Annotated in this window: 20 protein-coding genes; 14 read left to right on the top strand and 6 right to left on the bottom strand. The window is 68.3% G+C overall.

All coding sequences use genetic code 11. The features are described from left to right. Positions 1-60: 60 nt before the first annotated feature. From HW466_RS15815 to speE, 3 genes are all read right to left on the bottom strand, one after another. Positions 61-828, bottom strand: a complete 768-nt coding sequence (locus HW466_RS15815; RefSeq protein WP_174905774.1) for a 16S rRNA (uracil(1498)-N(3))-methyltransferase — start codon at positions 826-828, stop codon at positions 61-63. Between the two features lie 17 nt (positions 829-845). Continuing rightward, positions 846-1,262, bottom strand: coding sequence for a VOC family protein (locus HW466_RS15810; protein WP_059451952.1), 417 nt, complete (start codon positions 1,260-1,262; stop codon positions 846-848). A gap of 206 nt (positions 1,263-1,468) precedes the next feature. Continuing rightward, complete coding sequence (gene speE / locus HW466_RS15805; protein WP_059451953.1) at positions 1,469-2,326, bottom strand: polyamine aminopropyltransferase; 858 nt, start codon at positions 2,324-2,326, stop codon at positions 1,469-1,471. A gap of 216 nt (positions 2,327-2,542) precedes the next feature. On the opposite strand from speE, the gene tkt reads away from it, so the two are divergent. Beyond that, complete coding sequence (gene tkt, locus HW466_RS15800) at positions 2,543-4,615, top strand: transketolase (RefSeq protein WP_059506911.1); 2,073 nt, start codon at positions 2,543-2,545, stop codon at positions 4,613-4,615. Between the two features lie 85 nt (positions 4,616-4,700). Then, the gene (gene gap / locus HW466_RS15795) at positions 4,701-5,711 is read left to right on the top strand and encodes a type I glyceraldehyde-3-phosphate dehydrogenase (protein WP_006476940.1); all 1,011 of its coding nucleotides are present in this window, start codon (positions 4,701-4,703) and stop codon (positions 5,709-5,711) included. 97 nt (positions 5,712-5,808) lie between these two features. Here the strand turns inward: gap and HW466_RS15790 are convergent, their stop codons facing one another. After that, positions 5,809-7,008, bottom strand: a complete 1,200-nt coding sequence (locus tag HW466_RS15790; protein ID WP_151005978.1) for an MFS transporter — start codon at positions 7,006-7,008, stop codon at positions 5,809-5,811. A 315-nt stretch (positions 7,009-7,323) separates the two neighbouring features. On the opposite strand from HW466_RS15790, the gene cynR reads away from it, so the two are divergent. Then, positions 7,324-8,214 carry a transcriptional regulator CynR gene (gene cynR, locus HW466_RS15785; RefSeq protein WP_059506913.1) on the top strand — a complete coding sequence of 297 codons (891 nt, stop codon included), beginning with the start codon at positions 7,324-7,326 and terminating at the stop codon, positions 8,212-8,214. 57 nt (positions 8,215-8,271) lie between these two features. Here cynR and HW466_RS15780 read toward each other — a convergent pair whose 3' ends face one another. After that, on the bottom strand, positions 8,272-8,994 hold the full coding sequence (locus HW466_RS15780; protein ID WP_174905773.1) for a FadR/GntR family transcriptional regulator: 723 nt from the start codon (positions 8,992-8,994) through the stop codon (positions 8,272-8,274). A 187-nt stretch (positions 8,995-9,181) separates the two neighbouring features. On the opposite strand from HW466_RS15780, the gene HW466_RS15775 reads away from it, so the two are divergent. From HW466_RS15775 to HW466_RS15765, 3 genes are all read left to right on the top strand, one after another. Continuing rightward, positions 9,182-10,501 carry a C4-dicarboxylate transporter DctA gene (locus HW466_RS15775; protein ID WP_059452037.1) on the top strand — a complete coding sequence of 440 codons (1,320 nt, stop codon included), beginning with the start codon at positions 9,182-9,184 and terminating at the stop codon, positions 10,499-10,501. 101 nt (positions 10,502-10,602) lie between these two features. Further along, on the top strand, positions 10,603-11,610 hold the full coding sequence (gene alc / locus HW466_RS15770; RefSeq protein WP_059506914.1) for an allantoicase: 1,008 nt from the start codon (positions 10,603-10,605) through the stop codon (positions 11,608-11,610). 13 nt (positions 11,611-11,623) lie between these two features. Then, positions 11,624-12,148 carry an ureidoglycolate lyase gene (locus HW466_RS15765; RefSeq protein WP_059506915.1) on the top strand — a complete coding sequence of 175 codons (525 nt, stop codon included), beginning with the start codon at positions 11,624-11,626 and terminating at the stop codon, positions 12,146-12,148. 194 nt (positions 12,149-12,342) lie between these two features. Here the strand turns inward: HW466_RS15765 and fur are convergent, their stop codons facing one another. Then, positions 12,343-12,771 carry a ferric iron uptake transcriptional regulator gene (gene fur, locus HW466_RS15760; protein WP_059451961.1) on the bottom strand — a complete coding sequence of 143 codons (429 nt, stop codon included), beginning with the start codon at positions 12,769-12,771 and terminating at the stop codon, positions 12,343-12,345. A 142-nt stretch (positions 12,772-12,913) separates the two neighbouring features. Between fur and HW466_RS15755 the strand changes: the two genes are divergently transcribed. From HW466_RS15755 to HW466_RS15720, 8 genes are all read left to right on the top strand, one after another. Beyond that, a complete protein-coding gene (locus tag HW466_RS15755; protein ID WP_059451962.1) occupies positions 12,914-13,711 on the top strand; it encodes an outer membrane protein assembly factor BamE in 798 nt (265 codons plus the stop codon). Between the two features lie 65 nt (positions 13,712-13,776). Next, positions 13,777-14,574 (top strand): 4-hydroxy-tetrahydrodipicolinate reductase, encoded by a 798-nt coding sequence (gene dapB / locus HW466_RS15750; RefSeq protein ID WP_059451963.1) that lies wholly within the window; start codon positions 13,777-13,779, stop codon positions 14,572-14,574. 19 nt (positions 14,575-14,593) lie between these two features. Beyond that, positions 14,594-15,262 (top strand): MotA/TolQ/ExbB proton channel family protein, encoded by a 669-nt coding sequence (locus HW466_RS15745; RefSeq protein WP_059451964.1) that lies wholly within the window; start codon positions 14,594-14,596, stop codon positions 15,260-15,262. A gap of 22 nt (positions 15,263-15,284) precedes the next feature. Continuing rightward, entirely contained in the window at positions 15,285-15,740 is a 456-nt protein-coding gene (locus HW466_RS15740) for an ExbD/TolR family protein (RefSeq protein WP_059506916.1), read from the top strand. Between the two features lie 280 nt (positions 15,741-16,020). Then, entirely contained in the window at positions 16,021-18,615 is a 2,595-nt protein-coding gene (leuS, locus tag HW466_RS15735) for a leucine--tRNA ligase (protein WP_059451966.1), read from the top strand. Positions 18,616-18,653: 38 nt separating this feature from the next. After that, entirely contained in the window at positions 18,654-19,208 is a 555-nt protein-coding gene (locus tag HW466_RS15730) for an LPS-assembly lipoprotein LptE (RefSeq protein ID WP_059451967.1), read from the top strand. Between the two features lie 18 nt (positions 19,209-19,226). Continuing rightward, entirely contained in the window at positions 19,227-20,321 is a 1,095-nt protein-coding gene (gene holA, locus HW466_RS15725; protein ID WP_059506918.1) for a DNA polymerase III subunit delta, read from the top strand. 137 nt (positions 20,322-20,458) lie between these two features. Beyond that, positions 20,459-21,730, top strand: coding sequence for a glutamate-5-semialdehyde dehydrogenase (locus tag HW466_RS15720; RefSeq protein WP_059506919.1), 1,272 nt, complete (start codon positions 20,459-20,461; stop codon positions 21,728-21,730). The last annotated feature ends 7 nt before the right edge of the window (positions 21,731-21,737 follow it).

Genomic DNA, 21,737 nt, shown 5'->3' with positions numbered 1-21,737 from the left:
GCCGCATTCACGTGGCGACCCCGCGAGCCGGGGCGCCGCGTGTCGCGGCACGTCGAGTCGTCACCAGCCGCCCCAGCGCGCGGCCAGCGCCGCGAGCACGGCCGCGCCGGCCGTTTCGGTGCGCAGCACGCGCGGACCGAGCGACAACGCGGTGAACCCGTGTGCGCGTGCCGCGTTTTCCTCGTCCGGCGACAGCCCGCCTTCGGGGCCGATCAGCAGCGTGACGGCCGCCGCGGGCGGCGCCCCGGGCAGCGACGCGAACGGGATGCTCGCGCGCGGCGACAGCAGCAGCCGCAGCTCGCCGCCGGCCGGCGCGGCCGGCAGCGTGTCGAGCCAGGCGCCGAAGCTGCGTACCGGCGCGACGTCGGGAACGCGATTGCGCCCGCATTGTTCGCACGACGCGCGCACGACGCCGCGCCAGTGCGCGACGCGCTTGTCCGCGCGCTCGCCGGACAGTTTCACCACGCCGCGCGCGGTCGACAGCGGCACGACCGCCGCGACGCCCAGCTCGACGGCCTTCTCGATCACCCAGTCCATCTTGTCGCCGCCGGCGATGCCCTGCGCGAGCGTCACGCGATAGGGCGGCTCGGCCTCGGCCGGGTCGAACGCGTCGATCTGCGCGAGCGCGCTGCGCTTGTCGATCTCGACGAGCCGCGCGCGGTACTGGCCGCCGCTGCCGTCGAACAGCGCCAGGGCGTCGCCGGGCTGCAGCCGCAGCACCTGCGCGTGACGCGCGACGTCGGCCGGCAACGCGAGCGTCGCGTCGGTGCGCAGCGCCGCTTCGACGAAAAAGCGCGGCACGGCCGCGGTGGTGGTGGCTTCACTCATGCGTATCGCGGCTCCGTTCATGCGGCCAGGCGGCGCGCGAGCGCCCAGCGGTAGCCGTCGAGATCCTCGATCTGCGCGAAGCGGTCGCCCCAGAACTGGTCTTGCGGCGCGGTCAGCGACTTCGCGCCGGCGTCGAGCGCGCGCTGCCAGGTCGCGTCGACATCGTCGACATACAGGTAGAACGACTGCGGCGCGGTCGCGCCCGCACTCTTCGGCGTGAGCGCGGGCGAGCCGAATGCGCGTTCGGGCGCGAACATCACGATCAGTTGCCCGCGGTAGGTCATCTCGACGTGCATGATTGCGCCGTCTTCGTCGAGGACGTCGCGCAACTCGAAGCCGAATGCGGCCTTGAAGAACTCGATGGCCGCCTGCGCATTGCGCACGGCCAGGTAAGGCGTCAACCAAGGCACGTTGGCCGGACGTGGATCGGTCATGAAAATCTCCTGTCGAACGGTGTTGGCGCTTGAGCGGTTACGCCTGTCCCATGCTTTGCAGTCCAACGGGTATTGGCGCGCGGGCGCCCGGTGCGGTCCCGCGAATACGCCGGCGGGTCGAGCGCATCGTCGCGGGCATGCGCATCGCGAGGCAGGCGCGGGAGCGCGCGCGGGCGGTCCGCGCAACGATGCGTCCGCCCGCACGCTCAGCGGCGAACGCCCAGTGTATCGCGCAGCGCGCGCGGCAGGGCAAAGAGGGCCGCATGGAGTCGCGCATCGTAGTAGCGCAAGCCCTGCACGCGGCGCGCGGCGAGGCGCTCGTCGATGTCGTGCGCGAACAGCGCGGCCGCATCCAGCGTGTCGCTCGCGATCGCCATCAGCCATTGCGAGCCATACAGCGGCACGTGCGCCGACAGCGGATCGACGAACGCGAAGCTCGCGCGCAGGTCGTCCAGCAGCGCGGCGATGCGCGCCACGTGGAACAGCGGCGAGCCAAGGTGCATCGAAATCGCGCCGCGCGGCGTGAGGATCCGCTTGAGCCGCGCGTAGAACTCGCGCGTATAGAGGCCGGCGGCCGGCGAATCGGGCGGCGTGAGGTCGAACACGACGAGATCGAAATGCTCGACGGTCGACGTGACGAAATGCGCGGCGTCGCCGATCACGACTTCGACGCGCGGATCGTCGAGCGCGCCTTGATGGACGTCGTCGAGATAGCGGCGCGCCATGCCGATCACCTCGTCGTCGAGCTCGGCGACGACGATCCGCTCGATGCATGCGTGCTTGAGCAGCTGGCGCGCCGCGCCGCCGTCGCCGCCGCCGAGCACGAGCGCCTTCCTCGGGCACGGATGGGCGAGCGCGGCCGGGTGCGTCATGCACTCGTGGTACACGTATTCGTCGCCGACCGACGTCATCGGCCGTCCGTCCAGCGTGAACAGGCGGCCGAGCTGCGGGGTTTCCCAGACTTCGATGTGCTGGTGCGGCGACGCGACGTGCGCGAGCCGGCGTGCGTTCGGGAAGCCGTACGCGGCGTCGGGCGTGGGATGGAAGAGAAGGGTCGTGTTCACGGGCGGGCCGCGCGAGGCGGGCAGTTCCGACGCCTGAATTATAGGAGGCGCGCGGTTGCGCGGAAAAGCGTGCCGGAACACCGCGTGCCGACAGGGGAAATGTCGGCCCATCTGTTAAAATGACGAGCTTTGCAGCCCCGTCCGTAGGCTCCGTCCGCTTCGCGTCCGTCAGGCGCCGCACCGCGCGCCGGGAACGATTGACGCTCGAGCTTCCGGATGCCGCCGTGCCCCCGTTTCCTCGACTCGTTCTCCGGACTCGACATGACGACTTCGTCTCCCGCCTCCACCACCCTGATGGCCAACGCGATCCGTGCGCTCGCGATGGACGCCGTCCAGCAAGCGAACTCCGGCCACCCCGGCATGCCGATGGGCATGGCCGAAATCGGCGTTGCGCTCTGGTCGCGCCATCTGAAGCACAACCCGGCGAACCCGCACTGGGCAGACCGCGACCGCTTCGTGCTGTCGAACGGCCATGGCTCGATGCTGCTGTACTCGCTGCTGCACCTGACCGGCTACGACCTGCCGATCGAAGAGCTGAAGAACTTCCGCCAACTGCACTCCAAGACGCCGGGCCACCCGGAATACGGCATCACGCCGGGCGTCGAGACGACCACCGGCCCGCTCGGCCAGGGTCTCGCGAACGCGGTCGGCATGGCGCTCGGCGAAGCGTTGATGGCCGACGAGTTCAACCGTGACGGCGCGAAGATCGTCGATCACCACACGTACGTGTTCCTCGGCGACGGCTGCCTGATGGAAGGCATCTCGCACGAAGCCTGCTCGCTCGCGGGCACGCTGAAGCTGAACAAGCTGATCGCGCTGTACGACGACAACGGCATCTCGATCGACGGCGACGTCGTCAACTGGTTCCACGACGATACGCCGAAGCGTTTCGAGGCATATGGCTGGAACGTGATCCCGAACGTGAACGGCCACGACGTCGACGCGGTCGACGCGGCGATCGCGAAGGCGAAGCTGTCGGACAAGCCGACGCTGATCTGCTGCAAGACGGTGATCGGCAAGGGCGCGGCGACCAAGGCCGGCGGCCACGACGTGCACGGCGCGGCGCTCGGCGCGGAAGAAATCGCGAAGACGCGCGAAGCGCTCGGCTGGAAGTGGGAACCGTTCGTGATCCCGCAGGAAGTCTATGCGGCCTGGGATGCGAAGGAAGCCGGCAAGCGTGCGCAAGCCGAATGGGACGCGTCGTTCGCGCAATATCGCGCGAAATTCCCGGCGGAAGCCGCTGAATTCGAACGCCGGATGGCCAACAAGCTGCCGGCCGACTGGGCCGAGAAGGCCGCGGCGATCATCGCCGGCGCGAACGAGCGTGCCGAGACGGTCGCGACCCGCAAGGCATCGCAGCAGGCGATCGAAGGCCTGGCCGCCGCACTGCCCGAACTGCTCGGCGGCTCGGCCGACCTGACCGGCTCGAACCTGACGAACTGGAAGGCATCGAAGGCCGTGCGCGCGAATCCGGAAGGCGCCGGCGTGCTGCTCGGCAACCACATCAACTACGGCGTGCGCGAATTCGGCATGAGCGCCGCGATCAACGGCCTCGCGCTGCACGGCGGCCACAAGCCGTTCGGCGGCACGTTCCTGACGTTCTCCGACTACAGCCGCAACGCGCTGCGCGTCGCGTCGCTGATGAAGGTCCCGTCGATCTTCGTGTTCACGCACGATTCGATCGGTCTCGGTGAAGACGGCCCGACGCACCAGTCGATCGAGCACGTGTCGAGCCTGCGCCTGATCCCGAACCACGACGTATGGCGCCCGGCCGACACGGTCGAGACGGCCGTCGCATGGACCCACGCGGTCGCCGCCGACCGTCCGTCGAGCCTGATCTTCAGCCGCCAGAACCTTGCGTTCAACCCGCGCACCGACGCGCAGATCGCGAACATCGAGAAGGGCGGCTACGTGCTGAAGGACTGGGACGAAGAGATCGTCGCGCGCAAGATCATCCTGATCGCGACGGGCTCGGAAGTCGAGCTCGCGATGAAGGCCGTCGAGCCGCTCGCGCAGCAGGGCATCGCGGCCCGTGTCGTGTCGATGCCGTCGACCAACGTGTTCGACCGCCAGGACGCTGAATACCGCGAACGCGTGCTGCCGCACGGCGTGCGCCGCGTCGCGATCGAGGCGGGCGTGACCGCGTTCTGGCACAAGTACGTCGGCCTCGAGGGCGGCGTCGTCGGGATCGACACGTTCGGCGAATCGGCCCCGGCCGGCGTGCTGTTCAAGTACTTCGGCTTCACCGTCGAGCGCGTCGTCGAGACCGCGAAGGCCGTGCTGGCCTAAAAGCATTCGCGACGCGCGCCGCCCCGCGCGCGTCGCACCGTGAAGCTGCACGAAACGAATTTTTTCAGCCATCAGGAGATAGACCATGACGATTCGCGTCGCAATCAACGGCTACGGCCGTATCGGCCGCAATACGCTGCGCGCGTTTTATGAAAACGGCAAGAAGCACGATCTCGAGATCGTCGCGATCAACGACCTGGGCGATGCGAAGACCAACGCGCACCTGACCCAGTACGACACCGCACACGGCAAGTTCCCGGGCGAAGTGTCGGTCGACGGCGACTACCTCGTCGTGAACGGCGACAAGATCCGCGTGCTGGCCAACCGCAACCCGGCTGAACTGCCGTGGGGCGAGCTGGGCGTCGACGTCGTGATGGAATGCACGGGCTTCTTCACGACGAAGGAAAAGGCGAGCGCGCACCTGAAGGGCGGCGCGAAGAAGGTGATCATCTCGGCGCCGGGCGGCAAGGACGTCGACGCGACGATCGTCTACGGCGTGAACCACGACGTGCTGAAGGCCGAGCACACCGTCATCTCGAACGCATCGTGCACGACGAACTGCCTCGCGCCGCTCGTCAAGCCGCTGAACGACAAGATCGGCCTCGAAACCGGCCTGATGACGACGATCCACGCATACACCAACGACCAGGTGCTGACGGACGTCTATCACGAAGACCTGCGCCGCGCGCGTTCGGCCACCCACAGCCAGATCCCGACGAAGACGGGCGCGGCTTCCGCCGTCGGCCTCGTGCTGCCGGAACTGAACGGCAAGCTCGACGGCTACGCGATCCGCGTCCCGACGATCAACGTGTCGATCGTCGACCTGTCGTTCATCGCGAAGCGCGACACGACGGTCGAGGAAGTCAACGCGATCATGAAGGAAGCATCGGAAGGCGCGCTGAAGGGCATCCTCGGCTACAACGACGCACCGCTGGTGTCGATCGACTTCAACCACAACCCGGCTTCGTCGACGTTCGACGCGACGCTGACCAAGGTTTCGGGCCGCCTCGTCAAGGTGTCGAGCTGGTACGACAACGAGTGGGGTTTCTCGAACCGCATGCTGGATACGGCAATCGCATTCGCGAACGCGAAGTAATCCTGCACGTCGCGCGGCCGCCGCAAGGCGGCCTGCGTGGCGAACGAGCCCGACCGGTTTTTCCGGTCGGGCTTTTTTGTTGTCCGGCGCAAACCGATTACTGCGTGACTTGCCGCGTGCCGGCGCGCTGCGACGCGAGCCACAGCGCGATCAACACGCCCGCGAGCGCCGCGCCCGCGATGCACACGCCGCGCCAGCCGTCGATGCCGTACGCGACGCTTGCCGCGCACGATCCGAATGCGCCACCGATGAAGTAGCTCGTCAGATAGATCGTCGTGACGCGGCTGCGCGCGTTGCCGGCAAGCGCATAGATCACGCTCTGGTTCGAGATGTGCATGCCCTGCACGCCGACGTCGAGCAGCAGGATGCCCGCGATCAGCGCGACGAGCGAATGCGCGCCGGTCGCGATCAGCGCGAACGAGGCGAGCACGGCCGCCGCGAACAGGCCGGTCGCCGCGTTGCCGTGACCGCGATCGACGAGGCGGCCGGCCGACGTTGCCGCGAGCGCACCCACCGCGCCGACGATTCCGAACAGGCCGATCTGTCCTTCGGAATAGCTGTACGGCGGCTGGCTCAACAGGAACGTGAGGCCGGTCCACAGCATGCTGAAGCAGGCGAACACGAGCGCGCCGTAGATCGAGCGCAGCGCGATCAGCGGCTGCGCGCGCACCAGTGCGACGAGCGACTTCATCAGCACCGCGTAATCGAGCCGCGCGTGGCGGCGGTCCTTCGGCAGTTTCAGCGCGAGCACGCCGGTCAGCACGACGATCAGCCCCGCGGCGATTCCGTACACCGCACGCCAGCCGAACCCGTCGGCGATCGCACCGGCCGCGACGCGCGCGAGCAGGATGCCGAGCAGCAGCCCGCTCATCACGGTGCCGACCGCGCGGCCGCGCGTGCGCGCATCGGCGAGCGAAGCGGCGAACGGCACGAGCAGCTGCGTCGAGCACGTGACGAAGCCGAGCGCGACGTTCGCAACGACGAACATCGTGAAGTTCGTGCTGAACGCGACGGCGGCCAGCGCGATCACGTTGAGCACGAGCAGCCGCACGATCAGCGTGTGACGATTGAGCGCGTCGCCGAGCGGGACGACCAGCAGCAGGCTCGCCGCATAGCCGAGCTGCGTCAGCGTGACGAGATAGCCGAGTTCGGCGGGCGGGCGGCCGAAGCTGTGCGCGATCGCCGCGAGCAGCGGCTGCGCGTAATAGATGTTGCCGATGACGATGCCGCATGCGCACGCGAACAGCAGCGTCATCGCGCGGGTCAGCGGAGGATGGTTGTCGTGATGCGGTTCCATGGTCGCGAAAAGACGGCGTCGCCGGCCGGCGGCAAAGGCCATCGGCAACGCGGGGTTGCGGGAATCGGGGCCGGCGTCGACGGATCGGCGATCCGCCGATCCGTCGATGCGCGCCGCGTGACGCGCGGCCGGCACCCGGATCGGGTCGCGACCGTCGTCGTACGGCGGGCTAAGGGAGGGCGGGCCCGGGGGACCGCTCCGGTGTGGCAGCCAGCCGCCGCGGGAGCGGATGTGCGTATGATGCGGACATCGAGCCATAGCGTCCAAGACTGGATTCTTATGGCATCCATTGATATTGCCAATACATGGGCCGCGATGCTACTCCGTCACATCCGCTATTTCCTGGCCGTCGCCGAGCAGCGCAGCTTCACGCGCGCGGCCGACGCGCTGCACGTGTCGCAGCCGACGCTGTCGCAGCAGGTCCGCCAGCTCGAGGACATGCTCGGCGTCCAGCTGTTCGACCGCTCGGGCCGCGCGGTGCGGCTAACCGAATTCGGCGAGGTCTATGCGCGTCATGCGCGCGCGGCGCTGCACGAGCTCGATGCCGGACAGCGTGCGCTGCACGACGTCGCCGACCTCGGTAGCGGTTCGCTGCGGCTCGCGATGATGCCGACCTTCGCGGCCTACCTGAGCGGCTCGCTGATCGACGCATTCCACGCGGATTTCCCGAACGTCGCGCTGACGATCGACGCGATGCCGCAGGAGCGCATCGAGGCATTGCTCGCCGACGATCGGCTCGATGCGGGTTTCGCGTTCGTGCCGCCGCGCGCGCCGGACATCGACGCGCTGCCGCTATGGGACGAATCGCTCGCGCTCGTGACGGCCCGCACGCACCGCCTTGCCCGCCGCCGGCGCGCGCTGAGCCCGGCCGAGCTCGTCGGCGAGCCGCTCGTGCTGCTGAGCCGAGCATTCGCGACGCGCGAAAGCATCGACCGGTATTTCATCGAGCAAGATGCGCGGCCGACGATCGCGATCGAGACGAACACGGTCACCGCGGTGCTGGAGCTCGTGCGCCGCGGGCGGCTTGCGACGGTGTTGCCGGATGCGGTCGCGCGCGAGAGCGATGACCTGTGCGCGCTGGCGCTCGACCCGCCACTGCCGTCGCGCACGGCGGCATTGCTCACGCGCAAGGGTGCGTACCGCAGCGTCGCGGCGCGCGCGTTCATCGCGCGCGCGCTCGCGTATCGCGATCCTTCGGGGTGCTGATCGGTACGTCCGGCGCGTGACCGCAGCCGCGGCCACGACCGCCGGCCGACGGTCGCGTCAGGTACCCGGTGTAGGGAAGAAGATGCCCGCGCGTTGCGCGGCGTTCGCGATGTGCGTCTCGATCGCCGTGCCGGCGGCGGCCGCATCGCGGGCGATCAGCGCATCGACGATCGCGCGGTGCTCGTGCCACGTCGACAGCAGCAGCTCGCGCCGGTAGAACGGCATGCGCTGGCTTTCCTTCATGATGTCCGCGCTGCTGCGCAGCACCGACTCGATCGCCGCGTTGCCGGCGAGATGAATGATCCGCATGTGGAAGTCGAAGTCGAGCTGCGACGCTTCGTCGAGCGCACTCTCGGTCAGCGCGACGTGCAGGGCGGCGAGGTTGTCCTCGAACCAAGCGATGTCGTCGTCGGTGACGACGTGCGCGGCCATCCGCGCGGCGAATCCTTCGAGCGCATAGCGCATCTGGTACGTGTCGGGCGGTGACGACTGCTCGGCGAACTGCCACGGATGTGCCGCCGTTGCCTGCGCGCTTTCGACATACACGCCCTTGCCGGCGCGGATGCGCAGCATCCCGAGCGCCTCGAGCGTGGAGAGCGCCTCGCGCAGCGACGCACGGCTGATCTCCAGCTCCTCGGAGAGCTGGCGCTGGGCCGGCAGCAGGCTGCCGACCGGGTACACGCCTGCCTCGATCCGGTCGCGGATCGTCGCGATGGCGGCGTCGGTCACGGTGTGCGGAACGTTTTTCATGATGTGAACGATGGCCGGTCTGACCGGCATTGTAATCCGGCCGCGCGCGGTGCATGAGCGGCCTACGGGAAAGCCACGATCCGCCCCTGCATGGGCGGGAAATCCCTATTTTGTTCGCCTTGACTCGACTATATCGGCTTCCTACTATCCACCATAACATCACTGGTCTTACCAGTATGAACAGACGAAACTGCAACCGTTGGATCGGGAGAGCGCCGTGTCGAAATTCCTCAATTCGCTGTTTGGCCGGGTAGTCGTCGCATTGATACTGGGGGTCGCGCTCGGCGCGTTCTTCCCGCATTTCGCCGAGTCGCTGCGGCCGCTCGGCGACGGTTTCCTCAAGCTCATCAAGATGGTCATCGGCCCGATCGTGTTCTGCGTCGTGGTCAGCGGGATGGCCAATGCGGGTGACCTGAAGAAGGTCGGCCGGGTCGGCCTGAAGGCGGTCGTCTACTTCGAGGTGATGACGACGATCGCGCTCGGCATCGGGCTCGTGCTCGCATGGTTCACGCGCCCGGGCGTCGGGATGAACATTGACCTGCGCTCGCTCGATGCGGCGTCGCTGTCGTCGTACGCGAAGAACGCCGAAAGCCTGAAGGACACGGCCGGCTACCTGATGAAGATCATCCCCGAGACCGCGATCGATGCATTCGCGAAGGGCGACATCCTGCAGATCCTCGTGTTCGCGGTGCTGTTCGGCTCCGCGCTGTCGCTGCTCGGCGACAAGGCGCAGCGCGTGAACAGCCTGATCGAGGAGCTGTCGCACGTGTTCTTCCGCATCATCGGCTTCATCATCAAGCTCGCGCCGCTCGGCGTGCTCGGCGCGATCGCGTTCACGACCGGCAAGTACGGCGTCGCGTCGCTCAAGCAGCTCGGCTATCTCGTCGCGGTGTTCTACCTGAGCTGCTTCGTGTTCGTCACGGTCGTGCTCGGCATCGTGATGCGCATCGCGGGCTTCTCGGTGTTCAAGCTGATCCGCTACCTGCGCGAGGAGCTGTCGATCGTGCTCGGCACGGCATCGTCGGACGCCGTGCTGCCGCAGGTGATGAGCAAGCTCGAATACATGGGCATCAAGGATTCGACGGTCGGCCTGGTGATCCCGACCGGCTATTCGTTCAACCTCGACGGCTTCTCGATCTACCTGACGCTTGCCGTGCTGTTCATCGCGCAGGCCACCAACACGCCGCTGTCCACGCATGACCTGATCGTCGTGCTGCTGGTATCGCTCGTCACGTCGAAGGGCGCGCACGGCATTCCCGGTTCGGCGATCGTGATTCTGGCGGCGACGCTGTCGGCGATTCCCGCGATCCCGGTGCTCGGCCTCGTGCTGATCCTGCCGGTCGACTGGTTCGTCGGCATCGCCCGCGCGCTGACCAACCTGATCGGCAACTGCGTTGCGACGGTGGTCGTCGCCGTGTGGGAGAACGACATCGACCGGGCCCGCGCGACGCGCGTGCTGAATCGCGAACTGCGCTACGTGGCCGACGAGCCGGGCAGCGCCGCACCGGTCGCCGGCGACCAGGCACACGCGCTCTGAGCACGCTCGCGCGAAGCCGCTTCCCCGGCCGCTTCGCGCGCACGACTTTCCTGCGGCCGGCGCGACGATGCGCCGGCCGTCGACATGACAATGGAGACGACATGGCAGCCCCCATCCTCGATCCGAACGCGCCGGCCTTCACGCGGCGCTACATGAATCTCGCCGACCCGCGCCTGGGCGCGCAGGCGCTCTTCGCCAGCGACGAATTCTTCGCGCCGAAGGAGCGCATGCTGAATCCGGAGCCGGCCGTCTTCATTCCCGGCAAGTACGACGACCACGGCAAGTGGATGGACGGCTGGGAAACGCGCCGCAAGCGCACCACCGGCCACGACTTCTGCGTGGTCCGGCTCGCGCGGCCGGGCGTGATTCACGGCGTCGATCTCGATACGAGCCACTTCACCGGCAACTTCCCGCCGGCCGCGTCGATCGACGCGTGCGCGGTGGACGGCGACACGCCGCCGGACGACGCCGAATGGCGCACGATCGTTCCCGCGACGACGCTGCAGGGCAATGCGCATCACTACGTGAGCGTCGACGACGGGCAGCCGGTCACGCACCTGCGCGTGAACCTGTATCCGGACGGCGGGCTCGCGCGGCTGCGCGTGTACGGCCAGCCGCAGCGAGACTGGCGCCGCGTGGCGGCCGGCGAGCTCGTCGATCTCGCGGCGATCGAGAATGGCGGCTACCTGGTGGCCGCGAACAACCAGCACTTCGGCGCGGCCTCGCAGATGCTGATGCCGGGGCGCGGCGCGAACATGGGTGACGGGTGGGAGACGCGGCGCCGCCGCGAGCCCGGCAACGACTGGGCGATCGTCGCGCTGGCGCGGCCGGGCATCATCCGGCGCGTCGAGGTCGACACGGCGTTCTTCAAGGGCAACTTCCCCGATCGCTGTTCGCTGCAGGCCGCGCGGGTCGCGGGCGGCACCGACGATTCGCTCGTCACGCAGGCGATGTTCTGGGCCGAGCTGCTCGGCGAGCAGAAGCTGCAGATGGACCACGTGCATACGTTCGACCAGCTCGCGGCGCTCGGCCCCGTCACGCACGTGCGCTTCAACATCTTCCCGGACGGCGGCGTGTCGCGCCTGCGTCTGTGGGGCGAGCCGGCTTGACGGAGGCATCGGCATGAGCGGACCACACATCCTGCGCGTCGAGCGCCTGACCCGCGAGGCGTTCGCGCCGTTCGGCGACGTGATCGCGCTCGAAGGCGCGCGGCACTTCCCGATCAACGGCGGCACGACCGAGCGCTTCCACGATCTCGCGACGATCGACGTCTGCGCGGACGGCGGCCGGCCGCTCGTCAGCGTGTTTCGCGCACAGCCGCGCGCGCTGCCGGTCGCGCTCACGCTGATGGAGCGCCATCCTCATGGCAGCCAGGCGTTCATTCCGCTCGCGGCCGTGTCGCGGTACGCGATCGTCGTCGCGCCGGCCGGCGAGTTCCGGCCCGACGCGATGCGCGCGTTTCTCGCCGAAGGCTGGCAGGGCGTGAATTACGCGAAGGGCGTCTGGCACCATCCGCTGCTCGCGCTCGACGCGGTCAGCGACTTCGTGATCGTCGACCGCGGCGGCCCGCAGCCGAACTGCGACGAGATTCCGCTCGACGGCGCGTGGGCGCTCGAGTTCGCGCCGGCTTGCGCGAGCGCGGTCTGACGCGCGGCGAACGCGCGATCGGGGGCGGGCAGCGTGCGCCGTGCGGCGGCGGCACGGCGTGCCGCTCACGATTGGAAACGTTCTCGAACCGGCCCGCACGCAGCTTGCGGGCCTTTTGCATTCCGATCCCGAAAACGACACGGCCCGGCGGCGAGATGCCGTCCGGGCCGTGGCGCAGGCGTGAAGCGTGCGGGTCAGTGCTTGCGGTGCGGGCAGTTCTCGGTCGTGCAGGAGCCGTACATCGCGAGCGAGTGTTCCTGGAGCCGGAAGCCGCGTTCCTTCGCGATCGCCTGCTGGCGCGTTTCGATCTCGGCATCGAAGAATTCCTCGACGCGGCCGCAATCGAGACAGACCAGGTGATCGTGGTGCGAGCCTTCGTTCAGTTCGAACACGGCCTTGCCGGATTCGAAGTTGCTGCGCGACAGCAGGCCGGCCTGCTCGAACTGCGTCAGCACGCGGTAAACGGTGGCAAGCCCGATGTCGAGTTGCTCGTTGAGCAGGTTGCGGTAGACGTCTTCGGCCGTCAGGTGACGCACCGGGCTTTGCTGGAAGATCTCGAGAATCTTGAGGCGCGGTAGGGTGGCCTTTAGCCCGATATTCTTGAGATCCGTCGGATTGGTCATGGCTAGGCATCCCTAGAGTACAATGCAGGGCTTCAATGTTACCGGCTTTTCGCCGTTCCAGAAACACGCGCGGCCCGCGACGCGGGCCTGCACGGTGACGGAAATGTTCACGGAATCTCTTTCGCACCTTCAGAGGAGTCGCATGCGGAGTGCCATCATCGCTGCCGCCGCCGTTGCCGCGCTGGCTGGTTGTTCGTCGTACGACAGCGTGACGCAGCGCATCGCGCAGAGCATCACGCCCTATCGGATCACCGTCGTGCAGGGCAACTTCGTGTCGCAGGAGAAGGCCGCGCAGTTGCAGGCCGGGATGACGCGCGAGCAGGTCCGCGCGCTGCTCGGCACGCCGCTGCTGTCGGACATGTTCCATGCCGACCGCTGGGATTACCTCTTCTACTTCAAGCGCGGCTCGACGTCCGTCGTCCAGCAGCGCGACCTCGTGCTGACGTTCGCGGGCGATCGCCTCGCGAGCTGGACGGGTGCCGAGAACCTGCCTTCCGAGCTCGACCTGCTGGCGGATATCGACGGCGATCGCGGCGGCAAGAAGGCGAAGGCCGCGGCCGCGGCGAAGAAGGCGTCCGAAGCCGCGGCGGCCGCGAGCGCCGCGCAGGCGGCCGCCGCTGCGAGCGCATCGGCCGCGCCGGTTTCCGCTGCGGCGGTCGACCAGGATGCCAACGCGCAGGCCGCGCGCGCGGCGAACCGCGCGACCAACCAGGTGTCGGGCCAGGGCACGACCGCCCGCCGCTTCACGCCGTCCGCGCAGGCCTCGGGCGGCGCGCCGGTGCCGGGCGGCCAGCCGCCGGGCGCCGCGCCGGCGATCCAGCCGCAGTTCCAGTTCCACCGTCCGCCGCAGCCGGCCGCGACGAACGAAGCGGCGCCGCCAGTCGGCCCGCAAGGCTCGGACACCCTGCAGAACCAGCCGCTCACCGCGCCGGCGCAGTAAGCGGCCGGCGAGCGGAAACAGGGCGGCATGCGCCGCCCGCCTTTAGACCTGTCGTGTAGAAAGCCATGAAGATTGCGATTGCCGGTGCATCGGGCCGTATGGGCCGGATGTTGATCGAAGCCGTTCTCAACGATTCCGACGCGCAGCTCGTCGGCGCGCTCGACCGCGCCGGTTCGCCGTTCCTCGGCCAGGACGCAGGCGCGTTCCTCGGCAAGGAAACCGGGATCAAGCTGACCGACGACCTCGACGCCGTGTTCGCGCAGGCCGACTACCTGATCGACTTCACGCGGCCGGAAGGCACGATCGCGCACGTCGCGGCCGCATTGCGCCACGACGTGAAGCTCGTGATCGGCACGACCGGCTTCACCGCCGAGCAGAAGGCCGAGCTGCAGGCCGCGGCGGGCAAGATCGGCATCGTGTTCGCGGCGAACATGAGCGTCGGCGTGAACGTCACGCTGAAGCTGCTCGAATTCGCGGCGAAGCACTTCTCGCACGGCTACGACATCGAGATCATCGAGGCGCACCATCGTCACAAGGTCGACGCACCGTCGGGCACCGCGCTGATGATGGGCGAGGCCGTGGCCGGCGCGCTCGGGCGCTCGCTCGACGAATGCGCGGTGTACGGCCGCCACGGCGTGACGGGCGAGCGCGATCCGTCGACGATCGGTTTCGCGGCCGTGCGCGGCGGCGACATCGTCGGCGATCACACCGTGCTGTTCGCCGGGATCGGCGAACGGATCGAGATCACGCACAAGTCGTCGAGCCGCGTGTCGTACGCGCAGGGCGCGCTGCGTGCGGTCCGCTTCCTGTCGGCGCGCGGCGCCGGCCTGTTCGACATGCAGGACGTGCTCGGCCTGCGCTGACCCTCACGGGGAAACTCCGATGGCGATTCCCACCGGCGTTGTCCACTACCTCGAAAGCGGCGATGCGATCACGCACGCCGTCGCCTATGTGCTGCTGGCGATGTCCATCGCCAGCTGGTGCTTCCTCCTGATGAAAGCCTGGCTGCTGGTCCGCGCGAAGCGGCAGGGGCCGCGCGCGCTCGCCGCGTTCTGGCGCGCGGCGTCGCTCGACGCGGGCATCGCCGCGCTGGCCGGTGCCGATCGCGAGCGCGTATTCGTCCCGCTTGCCGAAGCCGCGCGCGATGCCGCCGACGAACACGACCCGGCCGCGCTCGCCGCGCGGGTCGAGCGCAGCGAACGCGTGCTGCGCGCGCTGCGTCACGCGATGCTGCGCTCGCAGCGGCGTCTCGAGTTCGGCCAGGTGCTGCTCGCGTCGATCGGCAGCACCGCGCCGTTCGTCGGCCTGCTCGGTACCGTCTGGGGCATCTACCACGCGCTCGGCAGCATCGCCGCGAGCGGGCAGGCGCAGATCGAGAACGTCGCGGGGCCGGTCGGCGAGGCGCTGATCATGACCGCGTTCGGGCTCGTCGTCGCGATCCCCGCGGTGCTCGCGTACAACATCCTCGGGCGGCTCGTGCGCCAGCTCGCCGAGGAACTCGACGGCTTCGCGCGCGACCTGCACGTATTCGTGTGCGCGCAGGGCGCCTGACGCGCGGCACGGAGGAACGACCATGGCATTCGGCGGACTGGAGCACCACAAGACGTCCGCGCCGATGGCGGAGATCAACATGACGCCGCTGATCGACGTGATGCTCGTGCTGCTCGTCATCTTCATCATCACCGCGCCGCTGATGACGCATGCGATCCGGCTCGACCTGCCGAAGGTCGCGGCCAGCGTCGCGCGCGACACGCCGCAGTCGGTCACGCTGTCGATCGACGACGCCGGCAAGCTCTACTGGGACGATGCACCAATCGCACTCGACGCGCTGCCGGCACGCTTGCGGGCCGCCGCCGCGAGCGCCGCGCCGCCCGAGCTGCGGCTGCGCGCATCGCGTGCGACCCGCTACGACGTGATCGCGCAGGTGATGGGCGCCGCGCAGGCCGCGGGCCTCACGCGGATCGGCTTCGTCACCGACACGCCGCCGGCGGGCGCCGCCGCGCCGGCTGCCGCGGGCCCGGCACGCTGACGCGCAGGCCGCCCGCGCATGCGGGGCGGGCAAGAATGCATGGCCGGCCCGCGAGACCGGCCGTCCCGCCCGCCACGGACGGTATAATCGTCGTTTCCGCCCGGTTGGCAGGGTTTCGCCGGGTAACCTGGAGACCCTCCGGGTTACCCGGCGAATATCCGGAATCATCAGGCAGGCCCGAGAACCGTGAGCCTGCTCCCGCCGCCGGGCTGCCCGATTTCGTCCACATCCGCGTGCCCGCCTCGTGGCGCGCCGCTTAAAGCCTAGTCCGAACCACACCATGCACGAGAGATACGTACCCGCCGACGTCGAAGCCGCCGCTCAGGGCGACTGGCGCGCAGCCGATGCCTACAAGACGAAGGAAGATTCGCAGAAGCCGAAGTTCTACTGCGTGTCGATGCTGCCGTACCCGTCCGGCAAGCTGCACATGGGTCACGTGCGCAACTACACGATCAACGATGTGATGTACCGCTATCTGCGGATGAACGGCTACAACACGCTGATGCCGATGGGTTGGGATGCGTTCGGGATGCCGGCCGAGAACGCCGCGATGGCCAACGGCGTGCCGCCCGCGAAGTGGACCTACGACAACATCGACTACATGAAGGGCCAGATGCAGTCGATGGGTCTCGCGATCGACTGGTCGCGCGAGATCGCGACGTGCAAGCCCGACTACTACAAGTGGAACCAGTGGCTGTTCCTGAAGATGCTCGAGAAGGGCATCGCGTACAAGAAGACGGGCACCGTGAACTGGGACCCGGTCGACCAGACCGTGCTCGCGAACGAGCAGGTGATCGACGGCCGCGGCTGGCGCTCGGGCGCGCTCGTCGAGAAGCGCGAGATCCCGATGTACTACCTGCGGATCACGCAGTACGCGGATGAGCTGCTGAACGACCTCGACGGCCTCGGCTGGCCCGAGCGCGTGAAGATCATGCAGCAGAACTGGATTGGCAAGAGCTTCGGCGTGAACTTCGGCTTCCCGTACGAGCTCGACGGCGAGAAGGCGCTGCTGCGCGTGTTCACGACGCGTGCCGACACGATCATGGGCGTGACGTTCTGCGCGATCGCGGCCGAGCACCCGCTCGCCACGCGCCTCGCGCAGGGCAAGCCGGAACTCCAGGCGTTCATCGACGAATGCAAGCGCGGCGGTGTCGCCGAGGCCGACGTCGCGACGATGGAGAAGAAGGGCGTCGCGACGGGCTTCTCGGTATCGCACCCGCTGACGGGCGAGCCGGTCGAGGTGTGGATCGGCAATTACGTGCTGATGAGCTATGGCGAAGGCGCGGTGATGGGCGTGCCGGCGCACGACGAGCGCGACTTCGCGTTCGCGAAGAAATACGGCCTGCCGATCAAGCAGGTGATCGCGGCCGAAGGCCAGACGTACTCGCAGGACGCATGGCAGGAGTGGTACGGCGACAAGGAAGTCGCGGTCTGCATCAACAGCGGCAAGTACGACGGCCTCGCATACGGCGCGGCGGTCGACGCGATCGCGGCCGATCTGAAGGCCGGCGGCTTCGGCGACAAGCAGGTCACGTGGCGCCTGCGCGACTGGGGCGTGTCGCGCCAGCGCTACTGGGGCACGCCGATTCCGATCATCCACTGCCCGTCGTGCGGCGACGTGCCGGTGCCGGAGCAGGACCTGCCGGTCGTGCTGCCGGAAGACCTCGTGCCGGACGGCACGGGCAACCCGCTCGCGAAGTCGGAAGCATTCCTGAACTGCACGTGCCCGAAATGCGGCGCGGCAGCCAAGCGCGAAACCGACACGATGGACACGTTCGTCGATTCGTCGTGGTATTTCTCGCGCTACACGGCGCCGGACGCCGAGACGATGGTCGACGCGCGCACCGACTACTGGATGCCGATGGATCAGTACATCGGCGGCATCGAGCACGCGATCCTGCACCTGCTGTACTCGCGCTTCTGGACCAAGGTGATGCGCGACCTCGGCCTCGTGAAGTTCAGCGAGCCGGCAAAGAACCTGCTGACGCAGGGCATGGTGCTGAACGAGACGTTCTACCGCGAAGACGCGGCGGGCAAGAAGACCTGGTACAACCCGGCCGACGTGACGGTCACGCACGACGACAAGGGCCGCCCGGTCGGCGCGACGCTGAACAGCGACGGCCAGCCGGTCGTGCTCGGCGGCATCGAGAAGATGTCGAAGTCGAAGAACAACGGTGTCGATCCGCAGGTGCTGATCGACCAGTACGGCGCCGATACCGCGCGCCTGTTCACGATGTTCGCCGCGCCGCCCGAGCAGCAGCTCGAGTGGTCGGGCGCCGGCGTCGAAGGCGCGAGCCGCTTCCTGCGTCGCGTGTGGAGCTTCGGCGCGACGAACCGCGAAGCGCTCTCCGCGCGTGCGGGCTTCGACGCGGCCGCGCTCGGCGACGCCGACAAGGCACTGCGCCGCGAGATCTACAGCGTGCTGAAGCAAGCGGATTTCGACTACCAGCGCCTGCAATACAACACGGTCGTGTCGGCCGCGATGAAGATGCTGAACGCGATCGACGGCGCGAAGGGCGCGACGCCCGGCGTGCTGCGCGAAACCTACGGCGTGCTGCTGCGCGTGCTGTACCCTGTCGTGCCGCACGTCACGTTCGAGCTGTGGAAGGCCCTGGGCTACGCGGACGAATTCGGCACGCTGCTCGACGCGCCGTGGCCGAAGGTCGACGAGGCCGCGCTCGAGCAGGCCGAGATCGAACTCGTGCTGCAGGTGAACGGCAAGGTGCGCGGCGCGCTGAAGGTCGCGAAGGACGCGAGCCGCGAGGCGATCGAAGCCGCCGCGGTGGCCGACGAGGCGTTCGCGAAATTCAGCGACGGCAAGCCGGCGAAGAAGATCGTCGTCGTGCCGGGCCGCCTCGTGAACATCGTCGTCTGACGGCCGCCGGCCGTCGGGCGTACACAGAAGGAGCGAAGGTGATCCGCAGATCGTTTTTGATGCTCGCCGTCGGCAGCGCAGTCGCGCTGTCGGCATGCGGTTTCCAGTTGCGCGGCCAGCAGAACTACGCGTTCAAGCACTTGCTGGTGGCCGGTGCGCCGGCGCCGGTCGAGGCGCGCCTGGTGCGCCTCGTCGAGGCCGGCAGCGACACGAAGATCGTCAAGTCGGCGGACGACGCCGACGCCGTGCTGCGCATGTGGGAGTCGCGCGGGCAGAATACGCTGACGCTCAACAAGTATGGTTCGGCGCAGGAATATGCGCTTTTCTATACGCTGAACTACACGCTGACGAGCAAGGACGGCACCGTGCTGATCCCGCCGAGCGCGATCGCGCTGAACCGCGCGATGACGTACAGCGACCAGTACACGAACGCGAAGGCGCAGGAAGCCGACATCCTGTACGGCGACATGCAGAACGACGCGGTCGACCAGCTGATGCGGCGTCTCGCGATCGTCCACTCGCTGACGCCGGCGCCGGAGGACGTGGTGCCGGGCGTGTCGCCGCGCGCGCCGTTGCCGCCGCCGCCGCTCTGATCCCCCGCGCACGCACCGATGCAATTGCGACTTGATGCGCTGGAGCCGCACCTCGCGAAGGGGATGGCCGGGCTCTACACCGTCTACGGCGACGAGCCGCTGCTCGCGCAGGAAGCGTGCGACCGCATTCGTGCGGCCGCGCGCGCGGCCGGCTTCACCGAACGTTCGGTGCACACGGTCGAGCGCGGCTTCGACTGGAGCGTGCTGCTCGGCGCGACCCAGGCGATGTCGCTGTTCGGCGAGCGTCAGCTGATCGAGCTGCGCATTCCGTCGGGCAAGCCCGGCAAGGAAGGCGCCGACGCGCTCAAGACGCTCGCGGCAACGCCCAACCCCGACGCGCTGATGCTCGTCACGTTGCCGCGCCTCGACGCGGCCACGCAGAAATCCGCCTGGTTTACCGCGCTGCAGAACGGCGGCGTCGCGCTGAAGATCGATCCGGTCGACCGCGCGCAGCTGCCGAACTGGATCGGCCAGCGTCTGTCGATGCAGGGCCAGCGCGTCGCACCGGGCGACGACGGCCGGCGTGCGCTGCAGTTCATCGCGGAGCGCGTCGAAGGCAACCTGCTTGCCGCGCACCAGGAAATCCAGAAGCTCGGCTTGCTCTATCCGCAAGGCGTGCTGACGTTCGAGCAGGTGCACGACGCGGTGTTGAACGTCGCGCGCTACGACGTCTTCAAGCTGAACGAGGCGATGCTCGCGGGAGACGCCGCGCGGCTCGCACGAATGATCGATGGCTTGAAGGGCGAGGGCGAGGCGATCGTGCTCGTGATGTGGGCCGTCGTCGAAGAATTGCGCACGCTGTTGCGGATCAAGCGCGGCGCGGCGGCCGGCAAGCCGCTGGCCACGCTGCTGCGCGAGAACCGCGTGTGGGGGCCGCGCGAGCGGCTGATCGGCCCCGCACTGAGCCGCGTATCGGAAGCCGTGCTCGAGAAGGCGCTCGCGTTTGCCGCGAAGCTCGATCGGCAGGTGAAGGGGCTCGCGGCCGTCACGCCGGGCCGCCGCACGCAGGACGATCCGCCGCCCGATCCGTGGGACGGCCTGTTCCAGCTCGCGATGACGGTCGCAGGCGCCCGCGGCGAACGACCGCCGACCGCGGGCCGCGTGCGGCGTTGAGCCCTGTCCGGGGCTTCAGCGCACGCATCGCAACCCGCTTACAATGTTTCGATCGCCGGCGCGGCCCGCTTGCCGCCGCGCTTCACGCTTTCCACGAATTCACGCCGCGCCAAGCGGCTCGCTTTTCGAGTCACACGATGGATATCGACCAGTACATGACGGAGCTGGGCCGCCGTGCCCGGCACGCTTCCCGCGCGATGGCGCGCGCCAGCACGGCCGCGAAGAACGCGGCGCTCGACGCCGTGGCCCGCGCGATCGAGCGCGATGCGCAGGCGCTGAAGGATGCGAATGCACGCGACGTCGCGCGTGCCCGTGAAAAGGGGCTCGATGCAGCGTTCATCGACCGCCTGACGCTGTCGGACAAGGCGCTGAAGACGATGGTCGAAGGTCTGCGCCAGGTTGCGTCGCTGGCTGATCCGATCGGCGAGATCGGCAATCTCAAGTACCGTCCGAGCGGGATCCAGGTCGGCCAGATGCGCGTGCCGCTCGGCGTGATCGGCATCATCTACGAGTCGCGCCCGAACGTGACGATCGACGCGGCCGCGCTGTGCCTGAAGTCGGGCAATGCAACGATCCTGCGCGGCGGCTCCGAGGCGCTCGAATCGAACGCGGCGCTCGCGAAGCTGATCGGCGAAGGGCTCGAGGCGGCCGGCCTGCCGCAGGACGCCGTGCAGGTCGTCGCGACCGCCGATCGCGCGGCCGTCGGCAAGCTGATCACGATGACCGAATACGTCGACGTGATCGTGCCGCGCGGCGGCAAGAGCCTGATCGAGCGCCTGATCAACGAGGCACGCGTGCCGATGATCAAGCACCTCGACGGCATCTGCCACGTGTACGTCGACGATCGCGCCGATCTCGCGAAGGCGCTGACGGTGTGCGACAACGCGAAGACGCACCGTTACGGCACCTGCAACACGATGGAAACGCTGCTCGTGTCGAGCGGCATCGCGGCGACGCTGTTGCCGCCGCTCGGCAAGCTGTATCGCGACAAGGCAGTCGAGCTGCGCGTCGATGCGGCCGCGCGCGCGGTACTCGCCGATGCAGGCATCGGCCCGCTCGTCGACGCGACCGATGAAGACTGGCACACCGAATATCTCGCGCCGGTGCTCGCGATCAAGGTCGTCGACGGCCTCGACGCCGCGATCGAGCACATCAACCATTACGGCTCGCACCACACCGATGCGATCGTCACCGAGGATCACGACCGTGCGATGCGCTTCCTGCGCGAAGTCGACTCGGCGAGCGTGATGGTCAATGCGTCGACGCGCTTCGCGGACGGCTTCGAATTCGGCCTCGGCGCGGAAATCGGCATCTCGAACGACAAGCTGCACGCGCGTGGCCCCGTCGGCCTGGAGGGGCTCACGTCGCTGAAGTACGTCGTGCTCGGACACGGCGAAGGCCGCCAGTAAAGCGAGG

The sequence above is a fragment of the Burkholderia territorii genome, from assembly GCF_902833055.1.
GTDB classification, from domain to species: domain Bacteria; phylum Pseudomonadota; class Gammaproteobacteria; order Burkholderiales; family Burkholderiaceae; genus Burkholderia; species Burkholderia territorii.
Note: the sequence above shows the minus strand (reverse complement) of the source record. Positions and strands in the feature narration are given on the sequence as shown.

Bases quoted from the DNA above. Each gene is read 5' to 3' on its own strand.
- fur (WP_059451961.1), bottom strand. From the start codon at position 12,771: ATGACCAATCCGACGGATCTCAAGAATATCGGGCTAAAGGCCACCCTA.
- HW466_RS15780 (WP_174905773.1), bottom strand. From the start codon at position 8,994: ATGCCGGTCAGACCGGCCATCGTTCACATCATGAAAAACGTTCCGCAC.
- holA (WP_059506918.1), top strand. From the start codon at position 19,227: ATGCAATTGCGACTTGATGCGCTGGAGCCGCACCTCGCGAAGGGGATG.
- HW466_RS15810 (WP_059451952.1), bottom strand. From the start codon at position 1,262: ATGACCGATCCACGTCCGGCCAACGTGCCTTGGTTGACGCCTTACCTG.
- cynR (WP_059506913.1), top strand. From the start codon at position 7,324: ATGCTACTCCGTCACATCCGCTATTTCCTGGCCGTCGCCGAGCAGCGC.
- gap (WP_006476940.1), top strand. From the start codon at position 4,701: ATGACGATTCGCGTCGCAATCAACGGCTACGGCCGTATCGGCCGCAAT.
- HW466_RS15755 (WP_059451962.1), top strand. From the start codon at position 12,914: ATGCGGAGTGCCATCATCGCTGCCGCCGCCGTTGCCGCGCTGGCTGGT.
- HW466_RS15740 (WP_059506916.1), top strand. From the start codon at position 15,285: ATGGCATTCGGCGGACTGGAGCACCACAAGACGTCCGCGCCGATGGCG.
- HW466_RS15815 (WP_174905774.1), bottom strand. From the start codon at position 828: ATGAGTGAAGCCACCACCACCGCGGCCGTGCCGCGCTTTTTCGTCGAA.
- HW466_RS15720 (WP_059506919.1), top strand. From the start codon at position 20,459: ATGGATATCGACCAGTACATGACGGAGCTGGGCCGCCGTGCCCGGCAC.
- dapB (WP_059451963.1), top strand. From the start codon at position 13,777: ATGAAGATTGCGATTGCCGGTGCATCGGGCCGTATGGGCCGGATGTTG.
- tkt (WP_059506911.1), top strand. From the start codon at position 2,543: ATGCCGCCGTGCCCCCGTTTCCTCGACTCGTTCTCCGGACTCGACATG.
- leuS (WP_059451966.1), top strand. From the start codon at position 16,021: ATGCACGAGAGATACGTACCCGCCGACGTCGAAGCCGCCGCTCAGGGC.
- alc (WP_059506914.1), top strand. From the start codon at position 10,603: ATGGCAGCCCCCATCCTCGATCCGAACGCGCCGGCCTTCACGCGGCGC.
- HW466_RS15790 (WP_151005978.1), bottom strand. From the start codon at position 7,008: ATGGAACCGCATCACGACAACCATCCTCCGCTGACCCGCGCGATGACG.
- HW466_RS15745 (WP_059451964.1), top strand. From the start codon at position 14,594: ATGGCGATTCCCACCGGCGTTGTCCACTACCTCGAAAGCGGCGATGCG.
- HW466_RS15765 (WP_059506915.1), top strand. From the start codon at position 11,624: ATGAGCGGACCACACATCCTGCGCGTCGAGCGCCTGACCCGCGAGGCG.